Genomic DNA, 23,357 nt, shown 5'->3' with positions numbered 1-23,357 from the left:
CAAATTGTTAGCGAGACCTTTGCCAATGTTGCCATTGGTAAAGGTCTGGATAAAAACACCTTTACCACATGTGGTAAAGGTGTTTTTTGTCATTTCAAAATGAGAGAGGAGCTTAAAAATGTCAAAACTATCGAGACTGTTAAAAAGCCCCGCTGTAAAAAAAGGAATAAAAAAAGCTGTACCTATTATTATGAAAGAGTTAAAGAAACGAAAATCGAAAAGAAGATAGCAGAAAAGAAAATAAGAAAGGTTGAGTGCTAAGTGAAAAAGTGGATGCTAGTCATATCAACTGCTGTTCTTTTTATGGTCGGAGGCTGTTCTTTTCTTGAAGATACAAGCAGTACGTTGAACTACGCAAACGATGCGAAAGATTACGTGAGTGAAGCACAAAAGTTTGCTGAAGAAATACCGCCTCTAGCGGAAAAAGCTGTTAATGACGACGAGGCAATAAAGAAGCTAGAGCAAAAGCTGCAGCAAATGAAAGGGAAAGCTGAAGAATTTAATAAAACAAAAGCTCCTGACATCGCTTCTGATGTGCACGATCAGCTTGTTCAACAAAACGAAAAAATCATTAGTGGAATTGAAGCGTATGAAGCCAATATAAAGAATGGCAGCTTCAATCCAGAAGCGCTAAAAAACAGTGAATTGTTTCAATCAATTCAAGATGTATCAAGTATTATGAAACAAATTAAAGAATTAGGTCAGTAAGAAAACGCAACTGAGAAAAAAGTATGTTAACTAAAGAAAATCCGAACGATGAATCAAGGTTCTTGATGGAGAATCAACTTCGTTCGGATTTTTTCATTTGTAAGGTGAACGTAGGCTTCACGTGTATAGGTGCTTCTAGCTGTGGATTGGAGGGCAAGACGAAGACTCCTGCGGGAAAAGCGGAATAGATGAGACCCCGCAGGAGCGCAAGCGACGAGGAGGCTCATCGGCCGCCCGCGGAAAGCGAAGTCTTGCACGGAAATCCACAGCGGTGTCACAAGCGATTCATACTAGCTCATTGATCCTCTTTGTTCGCCTTTAGATTCGATTGATGTAGTTATGTCTTATGACTCAACATCGTTTTCTTGTTATAAATGTAAAATTATATAAATATATCTATTTATTAGAAGGCAAAAACCTTCTCTTTCTTTTTTACATCTACGAAATTTTGTTAGAAGCTGTGACAAACTTAATGTCTGCTTTTCATATCCTATGTATAGTACATATATACACACCGCTTGAAATAAATTTTTTTAAAAATTAAAAGAGGGCGTGGGAACGTTGATGTATTAGGTAATAAGACTCATTTAAAAAGGAGGGTTCATCCAATTAATAAAAACTATAGTCTTTGGTTTTAAAGAGAGAAACTAAAAAAATTTTTTCGGTTTACAAAAAGTTAATAAAACGCATACAAATGGTTTACTAAAAAATCAAAAAATTTACATCCTTTATAAATCTTTTCTGCTATACTATTTTTGAACAGTTGCTAGATTTATAGCGATGATAACTTACTTGAAAGGTGAATGGTAGATGAAAAAGAACAAAAGTAGTAAAACGAAAAAAATCCTATCCACATCACTGGCACTTTCTCTATTATCTATGCCTCTTTTAACTACACAGGCAGGAGCGGAAGAACGTCATCCTGGACAAAGCTCACAGCAAAGCAAGCATCAAGGCCATAATAAAAAAGATGCGCTTGTGAACATACGCCTGATGGAAACAACCGATGTTCATACGAATCTATTAAACTATGATTATTTCAAAGATGCCTCTTACGAGAAAGTGGGTTTAGTTAAAACCGCTACCTTAATCAAAAATGCTCGAAAAGAAGTAAAAAACAGCTTATTAGTAGATAACGGAGACCTCATTCAAGGAACGCCCCTAGGCACGTATAAAGCTAAGATTGACCCGCTGAAAAAAGGCGAAGTTCATCCTGTATTTAAAGCGATGAATCAGCTAGATTATGATATTGCAACGCTTGGAAATCATGAGTTCAACTACGGATTAGACTTTCTAAAAGAAGCGTACAACGATGCGAACTTCCCTTACATAAATGCCAATGTCTATGTTGACGATCATGACAGCAACCCGAAAAATGACAAAAATAAATTTACGCCTTATAAAATTATGAATAAAAAAGTCGTTGATGAAAACGGTAAAAAACGAACGATTAAAGTCGGTTTCATTGGTTTTGTGCCGCCTCAAATTAACGATTGGGACAAAGCAAACCTTGACGGAAAAGTCATTACAAAAGGTATTGTAGAAACAGCCAACAAGTACATTCCAGAAATGAAGAAAAAAGGTGCGGACGTAGTTGTCGCGATGGCTCACTCTGGGTTTAGCAGCAATAAGCAAAACACGGAAGATGTGATTTACTCATTAAGTGAAGTAAAAGGCATTGATGCTATTACGTTTTCACACACGCATAAAGTCTTCCCTGCTAAAACGGAAGCTGCGCTAGACGGTTTGTTCCTCGGAGCAGATAAAAAGCCTCTTCCTGGCGTCGATAATGCAAAAGGAACAATCAACGGCGTTCCGGCTGTCCAAGCAGGTTACGGCGGAGGATCACTTGGCTTAATTGACTTAACGTTAAAAGAAGAAAAAGGAAAATGGAAAGTAGTAAACTCTCAATCGTCCACGCGTGAAACGTATAAAGACGTAAAAGATGCGTCAGGGAAAACGGTTACGCAAAGTACGGTAGAACCGGATAAAGGTGTTGTTAAAGCGGTTCAAAAAGATCACGATGCAACGGTTAAATACGTGAACACACCAATCGGTAAAACGACGGATGATATTCACAGCTATTTTTCTCTTGTGAAAGATGATCCATCTATTCAAGTTGTAACAAATGCACAAAAAGACTACGTGGAAAAATACGTTTCTCAAAACAAGCCGGAATATAAAGACCTTCCGATTTTATCAGTCGGAGCACCTTTTAAAGCAGGAAGAAACGGCGTAGATGAATATACGGAAATTAAAAAAGGTGACTTAACGATTCGAAGCGCAGGTGACCTGTATCTATATGACAACACGTTAAAAGCGGTCAAAGTAAAAGGTTCCGTTATAAAAGACTGGATTGATATGTCTGCCGGTAAGTTTAATCAAATTACACCGAATAAAACGGAAGAGCAGGAATTATTAAATCCAAGTTTCCCTGTTTATAACTTCGACGTCATTGACGGCGTTCAATATCAAATTGACGTCACTAAACCAGCAAAATACGATGTGAATGGAAACGTGATTCATGCGGATTCAAGCCGAGTTGTTAACTTAACGTATAACGGTAAACCAGTTGACCCGAATCAAGAGTTTATCGTTGTGACAAATAACTACCGAGCTGGCGGAGGCGGAAACTTCCCTGGTCTAAAAGGAAGCGAGCTTGTGGTGGATTCAGCGGATGAAAACCGTCAAATTCTAATGGACTACATCACCGAGCAAAAAGAAATTACGCCTACAGCTGACGATAACTGGTCCATTGCACCAATTAACGGAACGGCTAACGTGACGTTCACAAGCTCACCGCGCGGAGAAAGCTATTTAACTGAAGGAAGCAACATTACGTATACAAATAAAACGGATGACAAAGGATTTGGCATTTACAAAATCAACCTAAACGGTGAATCCAAAGATAATACAAAGGTACAGCTTTTAGGCATGAACGACCTGCACGGTCAGCTCGATACAGATACAAAAATTACGTCAAATGGCCAATCGCTGTTAGCTGGAAATATGAAGTATACAGCAGCAGCTATTCGTAAACAAGAAGCTGAAAATCCGAATACGCTTTTAGTTCATGCTGGAGATATGATTGGCGGAAGCCCGTTAGTTTCAGCGCTGTTTCAAGATGAGCCAACGGTTGAAGTGATGGAATCACTTGGATTTGATGTAGGCACGCTTGGAAATCATGAGTTCGATGAAGGCATTGCTGAGCTTCACCGTATGATTGAAGGGGGAGACCATCCAAAAGGAACAAAAGGATACGACGGCATGAATTTCCCGGTTATAGCGGCAAATGCTTATGATACTTCAACGAATAAATTAATTACAGAACCTTACGCGATAAAAGAAGTAGGCGGCAAGAAAATTGGATTCATCGGCGTTGTAACACAAGAAACGCCAAGCATGATTGTTCGTAAAGGAAATGAAAACTTAAAAATTACGGATGAAGCAGAAGCAATTGATAAATATACGGCAGAGTTGAAAAAGAAGGGTATTAAAGCAATTGTAGTACTTGCTCATAATCCATCTAATCAAAATGGAACGTCTACCGAATTTGATGCAGCCGATATCGCTAAAAAAATTGATGATGAAGTTGACGTTATCTTTTCAGCTCACAATCACGTATACAACAACAAAGTAGTAGATAACAAACTAATCGTTCAAGCTTATTCATACGGTTCAGCGTTTTCTGACGTAGACGTTGAAATCGATAATACGGGTGACATCGTGAAAAAAGATGCAAAAATTGTGACCGTTTATCAAAAAGACTATACGCCAGATCCTGAAGTTTCAAGCATTATGAAAAAGTATGAAGACTTAGCAGCACCTATTAAAGCAGAAGTTGTTGGAAATTCATCTACTGCTCTAGCAAAAGGTTATCCATCTAGCGGAGCAACGGGCGATATCGCGCTTGGAAACTTAATTGCTGACGGTATGAAAGCAGAAATGAAAGCTGACTTTGCGTTAATGAATGGCGGAGGCGTTCGTTCACAGCTTGATTCTGGTGACGTCACATACGGTGATTTATTTGCGATTCAGCCGTTTGGCAACGTCTTAAATAAAGTAAAGCTAAGCGGAGCAGATTTAGAAACGGTGTTAAACAATCAAATTACATCATCCGGCTTAGATTTCCATATTGCAGGCTTTAACTATACGTGGGATGGAAGCACCAATAAAGTAGTCGATATCACGCTTCCAGATGGAAGTAAAATTGACAAAGAAAAAGAATATACAGTAGTAGTCAATAACTATATGTATGGAAATGAAAAATACGGTATTGGCGCACTTTCTTCAGATATGGAAGTGGGACCAGAAGATTTACAAGCAACGGTAAACTATATTAAAACACTTAATAGCCCGTTTGAATACAAAGCAGAAGGACGTATTCAAAACGTGGCAGCTGCTAAAACAGCTGAACAGCAAGAGCCTACTTTGAAAATAGCTCAATAAGCCAAAAAAGACTGTCTCATAACCCGGATTTCCGGTTTAGAGACAGTCTTTTTTTAGTAGGCTGACTTACCTTTTAAACTTTAAATCAACTAATTTATGTCACAACAGACCGCTTAATTTTTGAAACAATCACCAGATTGTGGTATTCTTTCCATGGAAAGAAGATTTACGTAAACGTTAAAAGTGGTATAAAAGATTTCACTATTTTTTCATTTATTTGCGCTATGATATAGAGCTATATAGAACCTGAAATAGAATATGTTCGTTACAGTAAAGGAGTAAATAAAAGTGGCTATTAATCTACAAAAAGGTCAAAAAATTGATTTAACAAAAGGAAGAGAAGGCCTATCTTCTATTACAGTTGGATTAGGATGGGATCCTGTAAAAAAACGCAGCTTTTTTGGTTTCGGAGGAAACGGACCAAGTATCGACTGTGATGCATCTGTTCTTATGCTAAATTCAAACGATAAGCTTGTAAGTAACTCAGCCGTTGTGTATTTTGGAAATCGTCACAGTAACTGCGGGAGCGTTAAGCATTCAGGCGATAACCTTACCGGAGCAGGTGAAGGAGACGATGAACAAATTTTTGTTGATTTAAAAAAAGTTCCTGGAAACGTACATAAACTTGTGTTTGTGGTCAACATCTATCAGTGTGTTGAGCGAAACCAAGATTTCGGTATGATTAAAAATGCGTTTATTCGCGTTGTAGACAGCGCTAAAAACGAAGAACTTGTCTACTTTAATTTATCTGAAGACCATTCAGGAGCAACCGCTTTGTTTGCAGGTGAAATTTACCGAGACGGGAAAGAATGGAAGTTTTCCGCAACTGGAGATGCAACGAGAGATACTGGATTAGGTGAAATTGCAAATAAATATACAAAATAAACAACTTGAAAAGAGGGAAACGAAATGGCTATTAATCTTTCAAAAGGACAAAAAGTAGATTTAACAAAAACGAATCCAGGATTAACAAACGTCGTGGTAGGTCTTGGATGGGACGTAAATAAGTATGACGGTGGAAACGATTTTGATCTAGATTCATCTGTTTTTTTATTAAACGGCGCAGGAAAATGTGCTTCAGAATCTGATTTTATTTTTTACAATAATACGACGGGTGCAAACGGAGCGGTTGAGCATACCGGAGATAACCGTACAGGCGTAGGTGAAGGAGACGATGAGCAGGTTCAAGTAGATTTGAAAAATGTGCCTCAATCTATTGAACGTATCGCGTTTACCATTACGATTCATGAAGCGGAAGCACGCGGTCAAAACTTCGGTCAAGTAAGCAACGCCTATGTTCGTATTTTAAATGCAACAAATGACGAAGAGTTAATTCGTTATGATTTAGGTGAAGACTTCTCTATTGAAACAGCAGTCGTGGTAGGCGAGCTGTACCGACACGGTGGAGAATGGAAGTTTAATGCTATTGGCAGCGGCTATCAAGGCGGCTTAGCGGCACTTGTAAACGACTTCGGTTTAAATGCCTAATCATTAAAGTAAGAAAATGTACGGAGGATGTTTTTATGTCAATTTCTTTATCAAAAGGTCAGCGCATTGACCTAACCAAAACGAACCCAGGATTAACAAAAGTAATAGTAGGTCTTGGGTGGGATACAAATAAATATGCTGGATCTCAAGATTTCGATTTAGATGCATGTGCATTTTTAGCCAATAAATCAAGCCAAGTTGTAAATGACGAGGAGTTTGTTTTTTACAACAATTTAAAAAGTCCAAATGGAGCTGTGGAGCATACCGGCGACAACCGTACAGGTGCAGGAGATGGAGACGATGAGCAAATCGCCGTTGATTTTTCTCTTCTTCCTGACCATGTTGAAAAAATCGGAATTAGCGTCACGATTCACGACGCGGATGCTCGAGGACAAAACTTTGGACAAGTATCCAACGCGTTTGTTCGTTTGATTGACGCTGAAACAAATGAAGAAGTGCTTCGATATGACTTAGGCGAAGATTTTTCGATTGAAACAGCTGTCGTTGTATGCGAGCTATACAAGCACGGAAACGATTGGAAGTTTAATGCTATTGGCAGCGGATTTTCCGGTGGCTTGGCCGACCTTTGCCGCAACTACGGATTATCCGTATAAAAAAGGCATGGGATAAATGAAAAAGAAAGGGTGCTTTAACGAGTACCCTTTCTTTTTAGCATGTATATGTCTGAAAAGAAAGGAGCTGTAAGGCGTGAATAAACTAATTGATCCTCATATCATTAATCTTAACGAGCAAAATGGAACTTCTCTTTTTTCTAAAGATGTTTCTCTGCGAGGTGACTTTATACAAAATGAGCAGCAAACTTCCTATAAACAAGTGGCGGGAAGGTATTTAGGCACTCATCTTGATGCGGACGAGTACGCAGCTTTTCTTTATGAACTTGCGCATTCATCATCATCGATCCTTGTCCTGCACGATAAGCTTGATAAGTCCATTTCAAATGATAGATTAAAAGAAGTCCAAACGATTCTTAAAATTAATCAAGAAGAACGCGGTCTTTCTGTCAATCGACTGTTTGCTTTTTTAGAAGGAAAAAAGCTGATCGTGAAGTCAGAAAATCCCGCTATACATAGAAGAGTACGTGAAAAATTTATTGAAACGTTAACGTGTTTTAAAGAACAGCACGCAGAGGGCTTTATGGATGCACAGTTTCAACGCGTATTAATCGATTTAATAAAGTGGCAGTGGAATCATGTGAAATCTTGGATGCTGGATAAAGCCTTTCCCGAGCACGCGCCTCGCATCATGTGGTACGGAGATGCGAATAAAAGCGAGCAGTATTTTCTTCATTATTTGATTTTACTAGGTTTTGACGTCCTCACCTTTCATCCAGAGGGAAAGGATAATTTAAAAGAAGTAGATAAGAATCAACATTTAACAACGGTTTATACGTTTCCTTCTACTAGCTCGCTTTTTCCTTTTCCAATGGATAAACCGGTTCGAAAAGGTACGGTAGCATTTAGAGCGTCTCAAGAAATTGAGCAAGTGCTTCATTCAGAGGAGTCCATGCTGTATAAACCGTGGCAATTTCGTTCGTATTTTCCAACTTCAGTTACTCTTAAAACGACGTATGATGAGGTTTTTTTATTAATGAGAGAACGGGCGTTTATTCGTCCTAATTTTGGAGTGTCAAAGCCATATGTACACGTGCCGGTCTTGTTCTCAAAAGTACTTGGCATTTCTAGAAATCGAAAAGAGTACTGGAGTAAAGTGCATGAGCTCATGCAAACGGAAAATGAGTTAGCTCTGACGATTGATTCTGTTCCTTTTGCCAAAAAGATAGAGGGGAATAATCACTTTCACTATCAAGGAGCTCTCGGAAGTGATGGTACGCTCAGTGCAGATAAAATGATTGAAAGCAACTGGTGGCGCTATAAAGAGCTGCCTATCGGGCTTCAGAAAGGGCTCGCTGCAGCTATTTCCAGGTATTGTGCACATTCAAAGCTCCTTCGGTTAGATCATGAAGATGAGTATCAGCATCAAATGTACTTGTTTAATCAGTCTTTGAAGCTTCCAAACAACGTGCTTCGCATGCTTCAAAAATTTGATTATACGCAGCACGTCCCCCGGCTCATTATTTATCACGGAAATGAACATGAAACGTTTACGCGTGAAGATGCAGCTTTACTGCTTCTATTAAATGAATTCGGCGTTGATATTGTTCTTTTTAATCCGACGGGTCAACTGGATATAGAAGCGTTCGTCGAAGAAAAATATTTCGATATGCACTGGCTAGAAGATATTAGCTTTAATGAAGAATTCAAAGAGCCGTCGCTCATTCAAAAATGGTTAAAACGAATCTTTTAAAGAAAGAAGGGTTTTTAAATGGCAACAAATGAATTACAGCCTTTAGATCTAAACGAAGCGGAAGAAGCTTTAGAAACAAAGCCTAATGAAGTAAAAGCAAAACTGCGAGAAGAACCGGAAGTACGTCGCTTAGCAGAACAAATTGATTATAAAAATCAGCTGGCTCTGCTTGAATATGGGAAAGAAACGGCCAATGAAATTTCCTCGTTTTCTGGAAAAGTGCTTAGTACAATTAAATCGTCCAGCATGGAAGAGTCAAGCCAATTATTAAAGCAGCTTGGAAAGATTATGGATAAATTTGACGCAAAGGATTTTGTTGAAGATAAAGGGTTTTTCTCTAAGCTTTTTAAACGCGGTCAAAAAATAGTGGATAAGCTGTTTCAAAAATATGAAACGATGGGCTCTGAAATTGATAAAGTATATGTAGAGATTACAAAATATGAAACGGAAATGAAGCATTCGACCACAACGCTTGAACAGCTTTACGAGCAAAACTATCAGTACTATATGGAGCTTGAAAAATATATTGTAGCGGGCGAAGTAAAAGTAGAAGAATTAAAACAAGAGTTAAAGGTGCTTGAAGAACGAGCGTCGAGTGGAAATCAGCTGGCGGCAATGGAGCTTCAAACCTTAAAAAACGCAGTTGAGCTGATGGAGCAGCGATTATATGACTTAGAAATGGCAAAACAAGTATCTTATCAATCTGCTCCTCAAATCCGTATGCTGCAGCGAGGAAATACAAAGCTGATCGGAAAAATCAATTCTGCGTTTATTACAACGATTCCTATTTTTAAAAATGGACTTATTAACGCAATTGCAGCAAAACGCCAAAATTTAGTAGCCGAGTCAATGAACGAATTAGACAAACGCACAAATGAACTGCTCATTCGAAATGCAGAAAACATTTCACAGCAAAGCGTTAAAATTGCCAAAATGTCCGGTGCTCCTAGCGTAAAAGTAGAAACGATGGAGCAAACGTGGAATATTATTATGAAAGGAATGCAGGAAACAAAAGCAATCGAAGAAGAAAACAAACGTCTGCGTGAAGAAGGACTTGTTCGCTTGGAGCAATTTCAAGAAAACTTCAAGGCGCTTGAGCATAAGATGTAACGACAAAGCGGGAATCTTTACGATTCTCGCTTTTTTTTCATATACGTTTGCTAGAAGTCTGAATTGTTTAGAAGAGATTAGTCAAAAGCATGAAAGGGTATCAGATATAAAAGAAGTATTATCCAAAATAAGATAGTTATTTCCAAAAAAGCGTTTGTGTACTTTTATATTTTAAGTTAAAAAATTAAAAAACTTAATGTTTTTAAGTTTTTTTCTGGCTTTTAGCTTTTATTTGCGCTACAATTAGCTCATATCAAAGTAAAAAAGGAGGGTATTCGGATGTATCAAGAGCAGCGCATGAGTGCGATTGTTGAATACCTTCATACAAACCGTACGATTATGTTAGACGAAATTTGCGATATGTTTACCGTTTCAAAAGATACGGCGAGGCGTGATTTAGTCAAGCTTGAAGAACACGGTGAGGTTATGAGAGTCAAAGGCGGGGCGACGCTATCGTCAAGTCACCTCGTTGATTATAGTGAACGAACGCCTACCAAAGCGAAAGAACAAATCGCTAAAGAAGCAGCTTCGTTAATTTCGGCGGGCTATGATGTACTTTTAGATACGTCTTCTACCATCGCACTGATGGCGAAGTATATGGATGTAAAGCATGCAACTGTTATTACGAATTCCATTGATAATGTGGATTTGCTCGATCAATATACGACGTGTGATACGTTTTTGCTGCCGGGCAAGTTTAACGGGAAAAACCGTAACGTCACCGGGCCAAGAACGATTTCTACGTTGCAGGAATATAAAGTAGATCAGCTGTTTTTAGGGACATGCGGCGTTGGGGCAGAGAGTATTACATCTCCAAGTGAAGAAGAAGCGTTTTTAAAAAGACAGATGATTCAATGTGCAAGACAAGTGATTATGCTTGCGGATCATACGAAGTTTGAACGTGAATTTTTACACCGAGTATGTGATATGAGCGACATTGATATCTTGATTACAAATAAAGAGCCAGAAGCGGATGTAAAAGAAAAAATAGAACAAAATCAAGTGCGGCTTATCGTCACAGATTTTGATAAAGGAGAGGAAAAACGATGAAAAAAATAAAAGTAGGATTAGTAGGATACGGATTTTCAGCAACGGTCTTTCACACGCCTCTTTTAAGCGTGTTAGACGAATTTCATATTTCAAAAGTAATGAGTTCAAATCCTGAAAAGGTGAAGAGTGACTTAGAAGACGTTGAAGTAGTGAGCACTTTATCTGAACTTCTAGAAGATGACAGCATTGATTTAGTTATTATTACAACGCCTAGCGGCATGCACTATGAAATGGTGAAAGACGCACTTCGCGCAGGCAAGCATGTAATTGTTGAAAAGCCGATGGTTGTATCGGAAAAAGAAGCAAATGAATTAATTCAATTAGCAAAAGAACAAGATGTTCAACTAAGCGTCTATCATAACCGCAGATGGGATAATGATTATTTGACGGTGAAACAGCTGATTGAAGAAGGAAAATTAGGCGACGTTAAAATGTATGAAGCTCATTTTGACCGCTATCGTCCGGCTGTTCGAGACCGCTGGAGAGAAAATGAAGGACCTGGGTCAGGAGCGCTTTACGATTTAGGCTCTCATTTAATTGACCAAGCCTTACATCTTTTTGGAATGCCTGAATTTGTTCAAGCTGATGTGTTTGGTCAGCGAGATCATGCACGTACGGATGATTACTTCCACGTAGTGCTTGGATACGGTTCTCTTCGCGTTATTTTGCATTCAAGCGCTATTGTGCCAAGCAACGGGCCGCGCTTTCAAGTTCACGGAACAGAAGCAAGCTATATCAAATACGGGATTGACGGCCAAGAAGATATGCTAAGAGCCGGCAAGAAGCCTGTGAATGATACGTGGGGAGCAGATCATCCTGAACACTACGGTAAGCTGACAACGGGCGAAGGAGAAACAACAGAAATTGAAACGCTGCACGGTTCTTATGTGACGTATTATCAAAAAATTGCCGACAGCCTGCTTCGAGGAGAAGAACTTCCGGTTTCAGCAGAAGAAGCTCGTGACGTGGTTAAAGTTATTGAAGCGGTATTTGAAAGCAGCAAAGAAAAACGAGCGGTTTATTTTAACTAAGGAGCGAGAAACAGTGAGTAATCATTCGGCAGAGACGCTGCTTGAAAAAGTAGTTCAACAGGAAAAAGAACTGATCTTTCATCAATTTACAAATGACCAGGCTCTACAGCTCGGAACGGCCATTATTAATGAAGCAAAAAGCAAGGGTAAGGCAGTAACCGTAAGTATTAAACGAAATGGTCAAACTCTCTTTCATCATGCGATGGAAGGGGCTATTCCCGATCATGAAGAATGGATTAAACGAAAATCAAACACCGTTCTTCGCCACCATCACAGCTCGTATTATATGAAGCTGTACTGCGAGTTAAAAGATCGTTCTTACGCGCAGTTTTACGCAGCGAATCCTCAGGAATTCGAAGCAGTAGGAGGGTCATTTCCGATTTCGGTTAAAAACGTTGGCGTAATTGGAAGCATCACCGTATCAGGCATGTCACAAGAAGAAGATCATGCACTTGTGGCAGATACGATTCGTAGCTTTTTGCAATAAAAATAAGCGGACTTCGTTGGAAGTCCGCTTATTTAATTAAAAGATGAGTGGCGATAAGGCGTGTGTTTTTTCTACGTAAATAAAAGCATCATATCGTTTTGACAAGCGAGAAGGAACATAATTTCCGTATTGTTCAATCTCTGGGTCATATACAACACCAATGGCGCGGTGGCCTATCGTTGAATGAAAAAATGTTCGATTTTCCTCTGTAAACATGAGGTATTGATCAAAAGCACCTGCTCGGTGGATGGTATCTTCCCAGCTTCCTTCCATAGCTGGAGGAACGGTTAATTCCTGATGAGGATTACCCCAGCTATCAGAAGCAATGACCGTGCCGTGATAAGTTCCGAATCCGACGGCGTAAACATGCTTCTTTCCGTATTCTTCACGGGTAAGCTGACCTACATTCACCATGCCGCTGCTTTTCATGTCCGTTGCTCTTGCATCTCCGATATGAGTGTTATGCTCCCATACAATTCCTTTAGCGCTATCTTTGTAGTAAGATTGAATATATTTTAAAGCTTCTACCATATGACGATCCCGAATATTCCACGATTCATTGTCGTTGGTAATCATCGTATGATAATAAGCTTCAGCATTGCTTGCTACCAGCGCATTTACCTGCATACTAAGCGCAGCTTCAGGCTCATGAGTATAGGTATCTTTCTTTTGCTGAATGGTTTGTAAAAGCTCTAAGATTTCTACCATGCAGTTTTTTCCGTAAAAGGCAGAAGAAATTCCGTACATCTGTGCTTCGCGATGAAAAGGTTCAAAGCATTCAAAGGCTTTTTTCGCTTTCTTTGCATCAGAAGCGTGGTTGTTTTCTAAGTACTCAATAATAGCTTCCATCGATTCCCACAGGCTGTATACATCTAAACCGTAAAAACCTACTTTTGGCTGATGTGCTGGCAAGTTGTTGTTATAATCACGAAGCCATTCAATCAATTCTTTTATTTCTTGATTGGCCCACATCCATGAAGGCCAGCGGCTAAAAGATTTTAAGACATCTTCGGCATCGGCGTACTGAGTTGTATATCCTTTAATATAGCGATTAACTTCAAAACACGAAGGCCAGTCTCCTTCCACTGCTATAAAAGAAAAATCATGATGCTGAATTAATTCTTTCGTAATAGCTGCTCGAATTTCGTAAAATTCAGATGTGCCGTGAGATGCTTCACCGAGAAGTACGTATTGAGCGCGGCTTGCTGTGTTAATAAGCGGCAGTAAGTCATCGATATTAACAAAAGGGATGGAATATTCTTTGATGGCTTCTATCATTTGATTGGTTTTTAGCATATGATCACCTTGTTTTTAAGAAATGGATAGCAAGAGCTTCGTACAACAAGTCTTGCTACCAGTTAAAGGGTTCTTATTTCTATGGATTACCTGCTGAAATGCTTAATGGCAGAATCATTTAAAGAAAAATCTTCTTTAGTAAGCACCGTTTGATTCTGTGTTTCACATTGTTTAGCAGGATGTTCTTCTTTTTTAGAAACAACAGAAAGTCCTTTGTTGTTGTCATATCGATTGTTTGTTGACATTATTGTTCACCTCTTATATCTAGTGTTTGAGGTACAGAAAATAAAATAAGAAGAAATATCAGGAATACCTTAAAAAGAAGTGTACCCTTTAAATTATTTGAACTCATGCAAGAAATTGTCTACACTAAACACTGATACATAAATCGAGTGAGGAGAACGTGAAGAGTTTATGAAGTTGATTTCGTGGAACGTAAATGGCATTCGCGCGTGTGTGCGAAAAGGATTTTTAGATTATTTTCAAGAAGTGAATGCAGATGTATTTTGTATTCAAGAGACGAAGCTGCAGGAAGGACAAATTGATTTGCAGCTAGAAGGGTACGAGCAGTACTGGAATTACGCCGTGAAAAAAGGCTATTCCGGAACGGCTGTTTTTACAAAGCAGAAGCCTTTATCCGTTTCATACGGTGTGGATAAAGAATCAGAAGACGAAGGGCGTATTATCACGCTTGAGTTTGAACAATGCTATGTAGTAAATGTGTATACGCCCAATTCTAAAAGAGATTTAGCAAGGCTTGAAGAAAGGCTTCAATGGGAAGACGATCTGCTCGTGTACTTAAACAAATTAAATAGCCGTAAAGCGGTGATTTTGTGCGGAGACTTAAATGTAGCCCACGCAGAAATTGACTTGCGCAATCCAAAGCCAAACCGAGGCAATTCTGGTTTTACCATAGAAGAGCGAGGGAAAATGACGACGCTTCTTGCTAGCGGATTTCTTGATACATTTCGTTATTTGTATCCGAATCAAGAAGGATCCTATACGTGGTGGTCGTATATGAACAAAGTGCGAGAACGAAATATCGGGTGGCGCATTGATTATTTTATCGTATCAGAGAGAATTAGAGACGTTATTCAAGGAGCTGCTATTCATCCGCATGTAATGGGAAGCGACCACTGTCCTGTGATGCTAGAATTAAATGTACCCCATCTATGATATCTTTCTATATAATAGAAGAAAAACGGAAAAAAGGTTGGTTCACGCGAACGGTTGCGGTATAGTAAACATAGCGAAAAGTACAGAATGTTCTATGAGATAAAGGGGGAGACAGAGGTGAAGCGAGACTCGCTGCAAACCATTGAGCACGAAATTGCGCTGCTTGTTCGTCTAACAACGACGCACAGTCCTAAGCTTGGAAGCTTGGACCGCTCTGAGTATTTACTGTTAAGCGAGCTAGATCAGCGCAGTCCGCTCGGGATTAATGCATTAGCTGAAAATTTAAAGCTGAGCTTATCTACAGCTAGCCGGCAAGTATCTGCGCTTGAGACTAAACAGTTTGTTCGCCGCTTTCCAAGTCCGGAAAACGGGCGGATTAGTTTAATTGAAATGACGGATTCAGGAAAAGAGATTTTGCAGCATGTACAAAGCAAGCGTAAACAAGCCTATGCTGAAGTATTAGAAGATTGGTCGGAAGAAGAGATTTTAGCACTGGAAAAAAGCTTATCCCGCTTGAATCACGATTTTAAAAAATGGCGCAGTAATGGATGTTAAAGCGAATACATATAGATGAACAAAAAGGCTATTGAAAAATAGTCTTTTTAAGTTGAAACAAAGAAGTTGATTTCTTCTTTAAAAGATGTATAATATGTAGTGCTGCTATAACTTGCATAATACAACTTGTACAATAAAATATGTAAGGAATTGTTAGTCATATGAAAAGAATTTAATAAAAGGAGGAATAAATATGAGTCAGAATAATCCAGCAGTAGCCTCCGACAAACAAGGTTTAAGCGTACCTAAATACTTAATTATGGCGATTTTAACGCTATTTTCAATTGGCCCTCAGTATTTTTTGAATTTATCTTACACGGTCAATCAAGTATTGATTCAAAATCGATTTGATGCGAGTACACAAAGCTTACTATTGCCATCTATTATTTCTAACTTGGCATTTGGACTTGGAGTACCTATTGGTCCGATGCTGACGAAAAAATATGGCGTGCGTAAAGCATACTTAACGTTCGTTTTAGTCTTTTTAGCAGGTTCGATTATCAACGTTTTTTCTGAAAATGTGGCGTTTTTATCCCTTGGTCGTCTGATTCAAGGCTTAAGCTCAGGAATGCTGTTTTTAACCATTATTCCAGCTGCGCTGATCTCGTTTCCGAATAAAATCCGAAACTTCTTTTTAGTGTTAGCGATCGGCGGACTGTTCGGTTCAACGGCGATTGGAGCCTTTTTAGGTGCTGTATCTCTTAGCATGGATAATTGGCGCTGGGTTTTTGTTTTAGGAATAATAGCTTCTCTTGTCTGTCTGTTTATTGGGTATAAGGTATTGCCTGCTCATGATCCAACTCAGCAAGAAGAGCGTCCAGTAGATAAGAAAAGTATCTTTATCCTTAGTCTTATTATGATTTTACTAGTATATCCACTGTATGAACTAAGATATGAAGGATTCGCTTCTATTCAAGTGTGGCCATTCTTATTGGCTGCAGCAGGGTTAGTTGTCATTTTTGTTTTAGTTGATTTAGCGGCTGAAAATCCGTTAGTACCATTAAAATCGCTGCTAGCCGTAAAACCAGTTGCAGGTACAATTATGGCAATTGGCGGTCATATGGCATATATTCTAGCAATCGCAGGTATTAATGGCGTCATGCAAAATGTGCAAAATGCATCGTACACCACGCTTTCTTATTTTTATTTATACTTTTTTGTTGGGGTACTGATTTCAGCATTTGCCACGACATTCTTGTATGACAAGTTTGGTCCAGGTTACCTTGGAGCGATTGGATCACTTCTCATTGTCATTGTAGGATTTAGCTGGGTGAACGTATCAGCCGATACATCACTAGTAAGTTTATATGTTCACATTATGCTCTTTGGTATGGGTGTTAGTATGGCACTGGTATCTGGTGCGCTAGGAGCGGCATTAGCCGGAGATTTACATCAAGCTTCGATGCGTTCGATTTCACTGCACTCCATTCGAAATTTACTAGGAGCCATTATAGCACCTGTAATAGGATGGTTTGTTGTTCGACAAAACGCGATTTATTATGAAGATTTCCGAGGACAAATTAGCTCAGTAGATCCTCAGGTGAAGCTGCAGCTGTCTGAAATGATTAAACGTTATATGGGTATGGGAATGAGTCAAGCGGACGCAAAAACATCGGCTGTGACAGCTGTTGTAGCAAGCGCTAAAAAAGCGTCGATTTTACATGCGTATCACAACTTATTTTTCATGCTTGGTATTTTAGGCGTAATCATGCTCATTGCTTCACTAAGTAAAGCGTGGAGCGGTCAAAATAGAATTCTTGTTCAAAAAGAAGAGGTGCAAGAAAAAGCTGAGCCGCAAGAAGAAAGAAAAATGCTGCCGGCGCCTCAAACAGAAGAAACATCTGTATAATATACTAACTATAGAAAGAAGGAATTCCGATGAGTAAAAGTCGTTTATTGGTTACTAACATTGTTGGAATCATTGTGATTTTATTACTAGTAGGTTTTGGTGGATATTATTTCTACGAAAAAGCAAATTACGTTAAAACCGATGAAGCGCAGGTAGAAGCACCGCTTTCACAAGTTATGGCTTCAGCTAACGGTCAGTTAAGCGAATGGAATGTAAAAGAAGGAGACAGCGTTTCTCAAGGTGACTCTGTTGGAAGCTTAAAAGAAGGCGACAAATCAACAGACGTAACGTCTATGATCGACGGAACAATCATTAAAAACAACGCGTCTCAAAATCAATTAGTAAAAGCTGGCGATGTATTAGCACAAACAGCTGATTTATCTAAAATCTATATCAATGCAAACATTAAAGAAACAGACCTAGGTGATATTGAAGAAGGAGACAGCGTCGACATTACAGTGGACGGAGATTCAGGTAAAGTCTTTAAAGGTCATGTTGAAGCAATCGGCCGCGCAACAAACTCAGTGTCTTCTATGCTTCCTGCTCAAAATACAGGAAACTACACAAAAGTAACGCAAAAAGTACCGGTGAAAATTTCAATTGATGATGCATCAGATAAAGTTCTTCCAGGTATGAATGCGGAAGTGAAAATTTCAATTTAACAACGGAAAAAAAGCTGCTTCCTTCAAGGGAGCGGCTTTTTTTATGCCTAAACAAATAAAATAAAAAATGTGCTAAAAAGGGGATGTATACAAAGGAAATGTGTGGTAAGATACTTCTTGTTTGAAATTGGATATCGGTAAAGAAGGTGATGGGATGACCGCGGTCGAAACAAAAAAAGGGCCAAAAGAAAAGCTGAATTTGTTTTTCTTAACGTGGCCGATCTTTTTAGAAGTGTTTCTTTTTATGTTAATGGGGATTGCTGATACCTTTATGCTAAGTGCGCTGTCGGACGATGCCGTATCAGGAGTCGGAGCAGCCAATCAATACCTTCACATTGCGATTTTGGTGTTAGAGGTCATTGGCAACGGGGCGGCAATTGTTGTCTCTCAGTATTTAGGATCAAAACGGTATATGGAAGCGTCAAAGATTTCTGCTTTGGCCGTTACGTTAAATTTAGGAGTCGGGCTAGTCATTAGCGCGGGTTTTCTTTTGTTTTCAAGACATATGATGGAAGCTATGAACTTACAAGGTGACGTGCTGATGTATGCACAAAGCTATTTATCCATCGTCGGAGGAGCTATTTTTCTTCAAGCGATTATTAACTCGCTTGCAGCGATTATTCGCGTACACGGCTTTACGAAGCAGGCGATGTTTGTTTCACTTGGAATGAACATTTTTCATATTGCAGGAAACTATGCTTTAATTTTCGGGAAGTTCGGCTTTCCGGAAATGGGCGTGCAAGGAGCTGCCATTTCATCTGCGTTCAGCCGATTCGTGGCGCTGATTGTGTTCTTTTGGCTGCTGTATCAAGTGATGGAATATAGAGTGAAATTTCAGTACTACATTACGCTTTCAAAAGAATATATCGGTAAAATTTTAAAAATCGGTATTCCGTCGGCTTTTGAACAGGTTATGTATCAAGGCTGTCAAATTGTCTTTTTATACTATGCAACCTACTTAGGAGCAGAATCACTCGCTGCGAGACAGTACGCGATGAACATTTCGATGTTCATTTACTTGTTTGCCATTGCGATTGGAATGGGTACAGCGATTATTGTCGGCCGTTTAGTAGGCGGAAACGAAAAAGATGAAGCGTACCATCGCGTATGGAAAAGCGTCAAATGGGCCAGTGCCGTAACGATGATGATGGTTGTTCTTGTGATGACATTCAGAACACAGCTGATCAGCGTGTTTACAGACAATCCGCATATCATTGAGCTTGGGGCGACGGTGCTGCTTCTGAGTATTCTGCTTGAAACGGGAAGAACGATGAACATTGTGCTGATTAACTCGCTGCGGGCAGCGGGAGATGCCAAATATCCGGTGTTAATTGGTGCCATGTCGATGGTCATGATGAGCTTGCCGCTCGGTTATTTCTTCGTTTTCCATTTAGACATGGGGCTTGCTGGCATTTGGCTTGCCATTGCAGCCGACGAATGGACGCGCGCAGTTATTATGTTTTTCCGCTGGAAAAGCCGGGCGTGGGAAAACTACGGACTTGTACAGCATGAACCAGCAGCTGAAGAACCAACGCCGGTTCAAGTATAAAACAAAACCTCTGCAGAATGTGCAGAGGTTTTTTGCTATGTAAAAAAGCGAAGTGAAATTGGTCTTTTTACGCAAAAAGCTTTAATTTATGGCAGAAAACGGGTATGGGTACAAAGGAATGGTTTTATTCTACTTATTCTTTATTTTAGATAACGGTATATGGTTGGATAACGTATTTAGACATGAGTCTTTTTTCTCTGATTTTCCATTTTTATCTCAATTCATGAAACTAGAAGCATAAAAAAGAGAGTTTTTTCCTATTTAGCTATAATGAGACAAATTTTATACTTATAATTATTGGATTAAACTCGAATTGTGCGGAACAGGAGGAACGATATGGGGTTAGGAAGCGTATTAGACGGACTGCTGGGTGAAGTATCTGGAAGAGTCTCAGATGTAGAAGGAAAGATCTCTAAGCTAAAAACGGCCAAAAGTAAAATTGAGCATGAACAAGCTACTTCATTAACTGAAATCGAACACATCAAAAAGCCTGAGCTAGGAGAAAAGTGGACGGGTACGTTATCGGATGATTTTGAAGAAAAACGTACGGAAGCCTACGACAACATAAAAGGCATTTTAGACGGTGATTACGATGGATACATTCGTGAAATTGAAACAAAGATATGGATGCTAGAAGCTGAAAAAGGAGCTTTGAGTGGCTTGAACGCCGCTATTGGAGAAGCGGATTCTTTATTAGCTAAAGGTGAAGAAGCCTATGACGCAGTAGAAAACAAGATTAGTGAAATTAGAAGGGGGCTGTTTTCATGACAATTAAGCTTGATCATGCTGACGTTATTAAAAAGCTTGAAGCAGTCAGCACAGCGATTGGAAACTTATCCATTAGCAAAATGCCTGACCTTGGAAAAAACAGCCTTGATACTACAGAGAAATGGGCAGCGCGCGAAGAAGAAATTCAAACGCTTATTTCTACTTATATAAAAGCACTAAACAAAAACGTAAAAGATACAAAATCTAATGTAGACTTACTAAAAGAACAAGACGAATCTATTATCCATTCGTAGCAGCAAAGGGGGATGACTGTGGGAAAGGTATACGATGCAAAAGCGCTGTTTGATGTAGCAAAAGATAGGGAAAAAGCCTACGATGAGTTACTCAGCCAGCTGGGTGAACTGAAAAAAGCGCTGCAGGGCGTAGCGGACTTAGAAGGCAGCTTAGAAGGAAAAGGCGCTGACAATATAAAATCTTTTTATAAGCAGCACGCCGATACGGCCGGACAGTGGGAAAACTTAATTAAAATGCAAAAAAGCTATTTTTCAACGCTTCACGTTAAAGCTGAAAAAGCAAAGCTATCAGGAAGCACGATTGTAGATGAATCATTTTTAGAAACAGAGCTAAAAAACGCCAACAGCAATGCTAAAGAAATGGTTGCTCAGCAGCACGACGATCTGCAGAGTATTTTAAACGGCATTGACGATATCGTCTCTATTTCAGCGTTTTCAACGAGTGAGTTTAACGATAAAATAGAAGAAGCAGAGAAAAAACGCACCGATACAATTGAAGCAGTGAACCAGCTTGACGCTGAATGGTCAAAAGAATACAGCGAAATGGACGACTTCTATGCGGTAGTGGATATGCTAGTAAGCGGCTTAGAGCTTGCTACGAGTCAAGGAGGAAGTGTCTATCAGCTTGTCTTTGACGAAAAAGCCTATCACGACAGCGAGCTGTATAAAGTTCAAACAAAGCTAAACGACTATGCAACTTCATATGTTGACTACAACAAGCAGCAAGAAGAAGTATACGAGCTGGAAAAAAAGCAAGAAGAAGAAGCAAACAAGCCGTGGTATGAAAAAACGTGGGATGCGGTTTCTACCTTTACAGGAGAGGTCAGCGGATATTATGATTATAAACGAGCAGCAGAAGGCGTGGACCCTGTTACGGGTGAAAAACTTTCTACCTCACAGCGCGTCGCAGCGGGAGCCATGGCAGCAGCCGGCTTCATTCCGGTTGTCGGCTGGGTAGGAAGAGCCGCAAAAGGCGGAAAAGCAATCTATAAAACGGCTAAAGGCCTAAGCGCAGCCGATCACGCCTTAGACGCCTACAAATCCGCCAAATCCTTCAAAGTCCTGGAGCAAACCGAAAAAGGTCTCTACGGTCTTGTGGCTGCAAACGGACTAGGCGAATACATGACCGGACGCGACATGTTCGGGAATAAAATCAGTGAAGAGCAGCGTAAAGCAAGTCTTCTGCAAGCATTAGGAATTGCTGGAGCTGGAGCGCTTTCTACGAAGGTAGCGGGGAAAATGGGACAAAGCCTTGCGACCAAAGGAACCGAAAAGCTCAACAACATGCGCAACACGCTTCGCACAAGCGCCGTTGCCAACGTCACAAAGCAAGCCTACCAAAGTGTCAAAAACGCACCGGCCTCTTGGACACAGTCGCTACATAAAACGTATAACAACATCCTAGACAGCAGTATGCCAAGACTCGTGCCAGAACTTGTGCCGGCTGGTCCAGCACTTGCCCAGCAGACGGTGAGGGAGACCTTGCAGAATGTGAAGCAGCAGACGATGCAGATGATTGGTAAGGTTTCTGTTAAAGATAAGCCAGTGAGCGAATATCTCAATGATATAACTACATCAGGTAGGGTCAATAAGGACAAAATGAATCAGCTTAAAAATGCTATTCAAAATAATAGGTTTAGTGTAGAGGAACTTTCAGAAATTAGTGGAAAAATGTCTGAACTAGGCATTACAAAAGAATATAATGAAGTACTCTTAAAAATTGATTTTGGAAAATATCTCACGGGATTAATAGGTGGCCCACCTGAGGCTATGATAAATCCACATGCTCATCATATTTTATTCAAGAAAGGTCTTGGTCAAAAGCAGAAAGAGCTTGTGCAAGAAGGGCAAGAAATATTAAGAAAATATGGAATTGATCCGATAATTGGGCAAGAAAACCTTGTCTGGGCACCGAATGCTGTGGTAGGACAACATAGTATTGACGCCTTAGAAATTGTTGTTCATAGATTAAGGGCTGTTGAAGAAATGGACGGAGACTTGGATGATATTGTTGAAGCCCTTAAAGATTTAGGAGATATAGCTAGTACAAGATAGTTGAATATGGGAGGTAACGTTATGGATGAAAAAAATTTAAATAAAGTCATAAGAAATGCTATCAAGCTCGGTGATATTAATCAGGTAACACATTTAATAGATGACAATCCGCAATCTTTACATTCAATAACACCGTTTGGGACGTGGTTACATGTTGCAGCTAAAAAAGGGAAACTTGAAATAGTGAAATATTTGCTACATAAAGGAATTAATATTAATACCAAAGGTGATATATTTGATGCTGCTCCTCTGAGGGTAGCCGCGGGAGAAGGACATTTGGAAATAGTGAAATATTTAATAGCGGAAGGCGCAGAATTAGATGTGAGTTTAGCTAAGAGAAATCCACTATTTGGAGCAATTTATGGCGGGCATAAAGAAGTAGCTGAATTTTTAGTTGAAAAAGGAATAGATATTTCAGTCAGATATACTGGGGAAAATATTAAGAATATGAATGCTTACGAATATGCTAGGGAGTTTGGACAGACCGAGATTGCTGAATATTTAAAGCAAAAGATGAATGAAAAAGAATGAACATGAAATTAGCT

Annotated in this window: 21 protein-coding genes; 19 read left to right on the top strand and 2 right to left on the bottom strand. The window is 39.5% G+C overall.

Annotation, left to right across the window (positions count from 1 at the left end; translation table 11 throughout):
* Positions 1 to 261 precede the first annotated feature (261 nt).
* From MKY06_RS13875 to MKY06_RS13830, 10 genes are all read left to right on the top strand, one after another.
* Positions 262 to 708 carry a DUF6376 family protein gene (locus MKY06_RS13875; protein ID WP_289914869.1) on the top strand — a complete coding sequence of 149 codons (447 nt, stop codon included), beginning with the start codon at positions 262 to 264 and terminating at the stop codon, positions 706 to 708.
* A gap of 810 nt (positions 709 to 1,518) precedes the next feature.
* On the top strand, positions 1,519 to 5,157 hold the full coding sequence (locus tag MKY06_RS13870) for a multifunctional 2',3'-cyclic-nucleotide 2'-phosphodiesterase/3'-nucleotidase/5'-nucleotidase (protein ID WP_057273328.1): 3,639 nt from the start codon (positions 1,519 to 1,521) through the stop codon (positions 5,155 to 5,157).
* Positions 5,158 to 5,445: 288 nt separating this feature from the next.
* Positions 5,446 to 6,042 (top strand): TerD family protein, encoded by a 597-nt coding sequence (locus MKY06_RS13865; RefSeq protein WP_013057397.1) that lies wholly within the window; start codon positions 5,446 to 5,448, stop codon positions 6,040 to 6,042.
* Between the two features lie 24 nt (positions 6,043 to 6,066).
* The gene (locus MKY06_RS13860; RefSeq protein ID WP_013057396.1) at positions 6,067 to 6,645 is read left to right on the top strand and encodes a TerD family protein; all 579 of its coding nucleotides are present in this window, start codon (positions 6,067 to 6,069) and stop codon (positions 6,643 to 6,645) included.
* A gap of 35 nt (positions 6,646 to 6,680) precedes the next feature.
* Entirely contained in the window at positions 6,681 to 7,259 is a 579-nt protein-coding gene (locus tag MKY06_RS13855; RefSeq protein ID WP_013057395.1) for a TerD family protein, read from the top strand.
* 94 nt (positions 7,260 to 7,353) lie between these two features.
* Positions 7,354 to 8,970 carry a YceG family protein gene (locus MKY06_RS13850; protein WP_289914856.1) on the top strand — a complete coding sequence of 539 codons (1,617 nt, stop codon included), beginning with the start codon at positions 7,354 to 7,356 and terminating at the stop codon, positions 8,968 to 8,970.
* An 18-nt stretch (positions 8,971 to 8,988) separates the two neighbouring features.
* The gene (locus MKY06_RS13845; protein ID WP_013057393.1) at positions 8,989 to 10,080 is read left to right on the top strand and encodes a toxic anion resistance protein; all 1,092 of its coding nucleotides are present in this window, start codon (positions 8,989 to 8,991) and stop codon (positions 10,078 to 10,080) included.
* Positions 10,081 to 10,359: 279 nt separating this feature from the next.
* Positions 10,360 to 11,130, top strand: a complete 771-nt coding sequence (locus tag MKY06_RS13840) for a DeoR/GlpR family DNA-binding transcription regulator (RefSeq protein WP_289914849.1) — start codon at positions 10,360 to 10,362, stop codon at positions 11,128 to 11,130.
* On the top strand, positions 11,127 to 12,161 hold the full coding sequence (locus tag MKY06_RS13835; protein ID WP_064471756.1) for an oxidoreductase: 1,035 nt from the start codon (positions 11,127 to 11,129) through the stop codon (positions 12,159 to 12,161). The genes MKY06_RS13840 and MKY06_RS13835 overlap by 4 nt, the downstream gene beginning before the upstream one ends.
* 13 nt (positions 12,162 to 12,174) lie before the next feature.
* Positions 12,175 to 12,648: a heme-degrading domain-containing protein gene (locus MKY06_RS13830; RefSeq protein ID WP_029322221.1), complete on the top strand. Its 474-nt coding sequence runs from the start codon at positions 12,175 to 12,177 to the stop codon at positions 12,646 to 12,648.
* Positions 12,649 to 12,684: 36 nt separating this feature from the next.
* Here MKY06_RS13830 and MKY06_RS13825 read toward each other — a convergent pair whose 3' ends face one another.
* Complete coding sequence (locus MKY06_RS13825) at positions 12,685 to 13,944, bottom strand: erythromycin esterase family protein (protein ID WP_289914843.1); 1,260 nt, start codon at positions 13,942 to 13,944, stop codon at positions 12,685 to 12,687.
* A gap of 86 nt (positions 13,945 to 14,030) precedes the next feature.
* On the bottom strand, positions 14,031 to 14,189 hold the full coding sequence (locus MKY06_RS13820) for a hypothetical protein (RefSeq protein WP_171843219.1): 159 nt from the start codon (positions 14,187 to 14,189) through the stop codon (positions 14,031 to 14,033).
* Between the two features lie 169 nt (positions 14,190 to 14,358).
* Between MKY06_RS13820 and MKY06_RS13815 the strand changes: the two genes are divergently transcribed.
* The 9 genes from MKY06_RS13815 (at position 14,359) to MKY06_RS13775 (ending at position 23,343) form a co-directional block, all read left to right on the top strand.
* Entirely contained in the window at positions 14,359 to 15,120 is a 762-nt protein-coding gene (locus tag MKY06_RS13815; protein WP_289914840.1) for an exodeoxyribonuclease III, read from the top strand.
* Positions 15,121 to 15,237: 117 nt separating this feature from the next.
* Complete coding sequence (locus MKY06_RS13810) at positions 15,238 to 15,675, top strand: MarR family winged helix-turn-helix transcriptional regulator (protein WP_013057387.1); 438 nt, start codon at positions 15,238 to 15,240, stop codon at positions 15,673 to 15,675.
* A 193-nt stretch (positions 15,676 to 15,868) separates the two neighbouring features.
* Entirely contained in the window at positions 15,869 to 17,524 is a 1,656-nt protein-coding gene (locus MKY06_RS13805; RefSeq protein WP_064471755.1) for an MFS transporter, read from the top strand.
* A 29-nt stretch (positions 17,525 to 17,553) separates the two neighbouring features.
* Positions 17,554 to 18,186 carry an HlyD family secretion protein gene (locus MKY06_RS13800; protein ID WP_013057385.1) on the top strand — a complete coding sequence of 211 codons (633 nt, stop codon included), beginning with the start codon at positions 17,554 to 17,556 and terminating at the stop codon, positions 18,184 to 18,186.
* 154 nt (positions 18,187 to 18,340) lie between these two features.
* On the top strand, positions 18,341 to 19,735 hold the full coding sequence (locus MKY06_RS13795) for an MATE family efflux transporter (RefSeq protein ID WP_078081897.1): 1,395 nt from the start codon (positions 18,341 to 18,343) through the stop codon (positions 19,733 to 19,735).
* Between the two features lie 336 nt (positions 19,736 to 20,071).
* Positions 20,072 to 20,503 (top strand): YwqH-like family protein, encoded by a 432-nt coding sequence (locus MKY06_RS13790; protein ID WP_107917984.1) that lies wholly within the window; start codon positions 20,072 to 20,074, stop codon positions 20,501 to 20,503.
* Positions 20,500 to 20,757, top strand: coding sequence for a YwqI/YxiC family protein (locus MKY06_RS13785; protein WP_045291795.1), 258 nt, complete (start codon positions 20,500 to 20,502; stop codon positions 20,755 to 20,757). The genes MKY06_RS13790 and MKY06_RS13785 overlap by 4 nt, the downstream gene beginning before the upstream one ends.
* An 18-nt stretch (positions 20,758 to 20,775) precedes the next feature.
* A complete protein-coding gene (locus MKY06_RS13780) occupies positions 20,776 to 22,812 on the top strand; it encodes a T7SS effector LXG polymorphic toxin (RefSeq protein ID WP_289914809.1) in 2,037 nt (678 codons plus the stop codon).
* A gap of 21 nt (positions 22,813 to 22,833) precedes the next feature.
* Positions 22,834 to 23,343 (top strand): ankyrin repeat domain-containing protein, encoded by a 510-nt coding sequence (locus MKY06_RS13775; protein WP_098277962.1) that lies wholly within the window; start codon positions 22,834 to 22,836, stop codon positions 23,341 to 23,343.
* Positions 23,344 to 23,357 lie beyond the last annotated feature (14 nt).

It is taken from the genome of Priestia sp. FSL P4-0332 (genome assembly GCF_038005845.1).
Lineage (GTDB): Bacteria > Bacillota > Bacilli > Bacillales > Bacillaceae_H > Priestia.
Note: the sequence above shows the minus strand (reverse complement) of the source record. Positions and strands in the feature narration are given on the sequence as shown.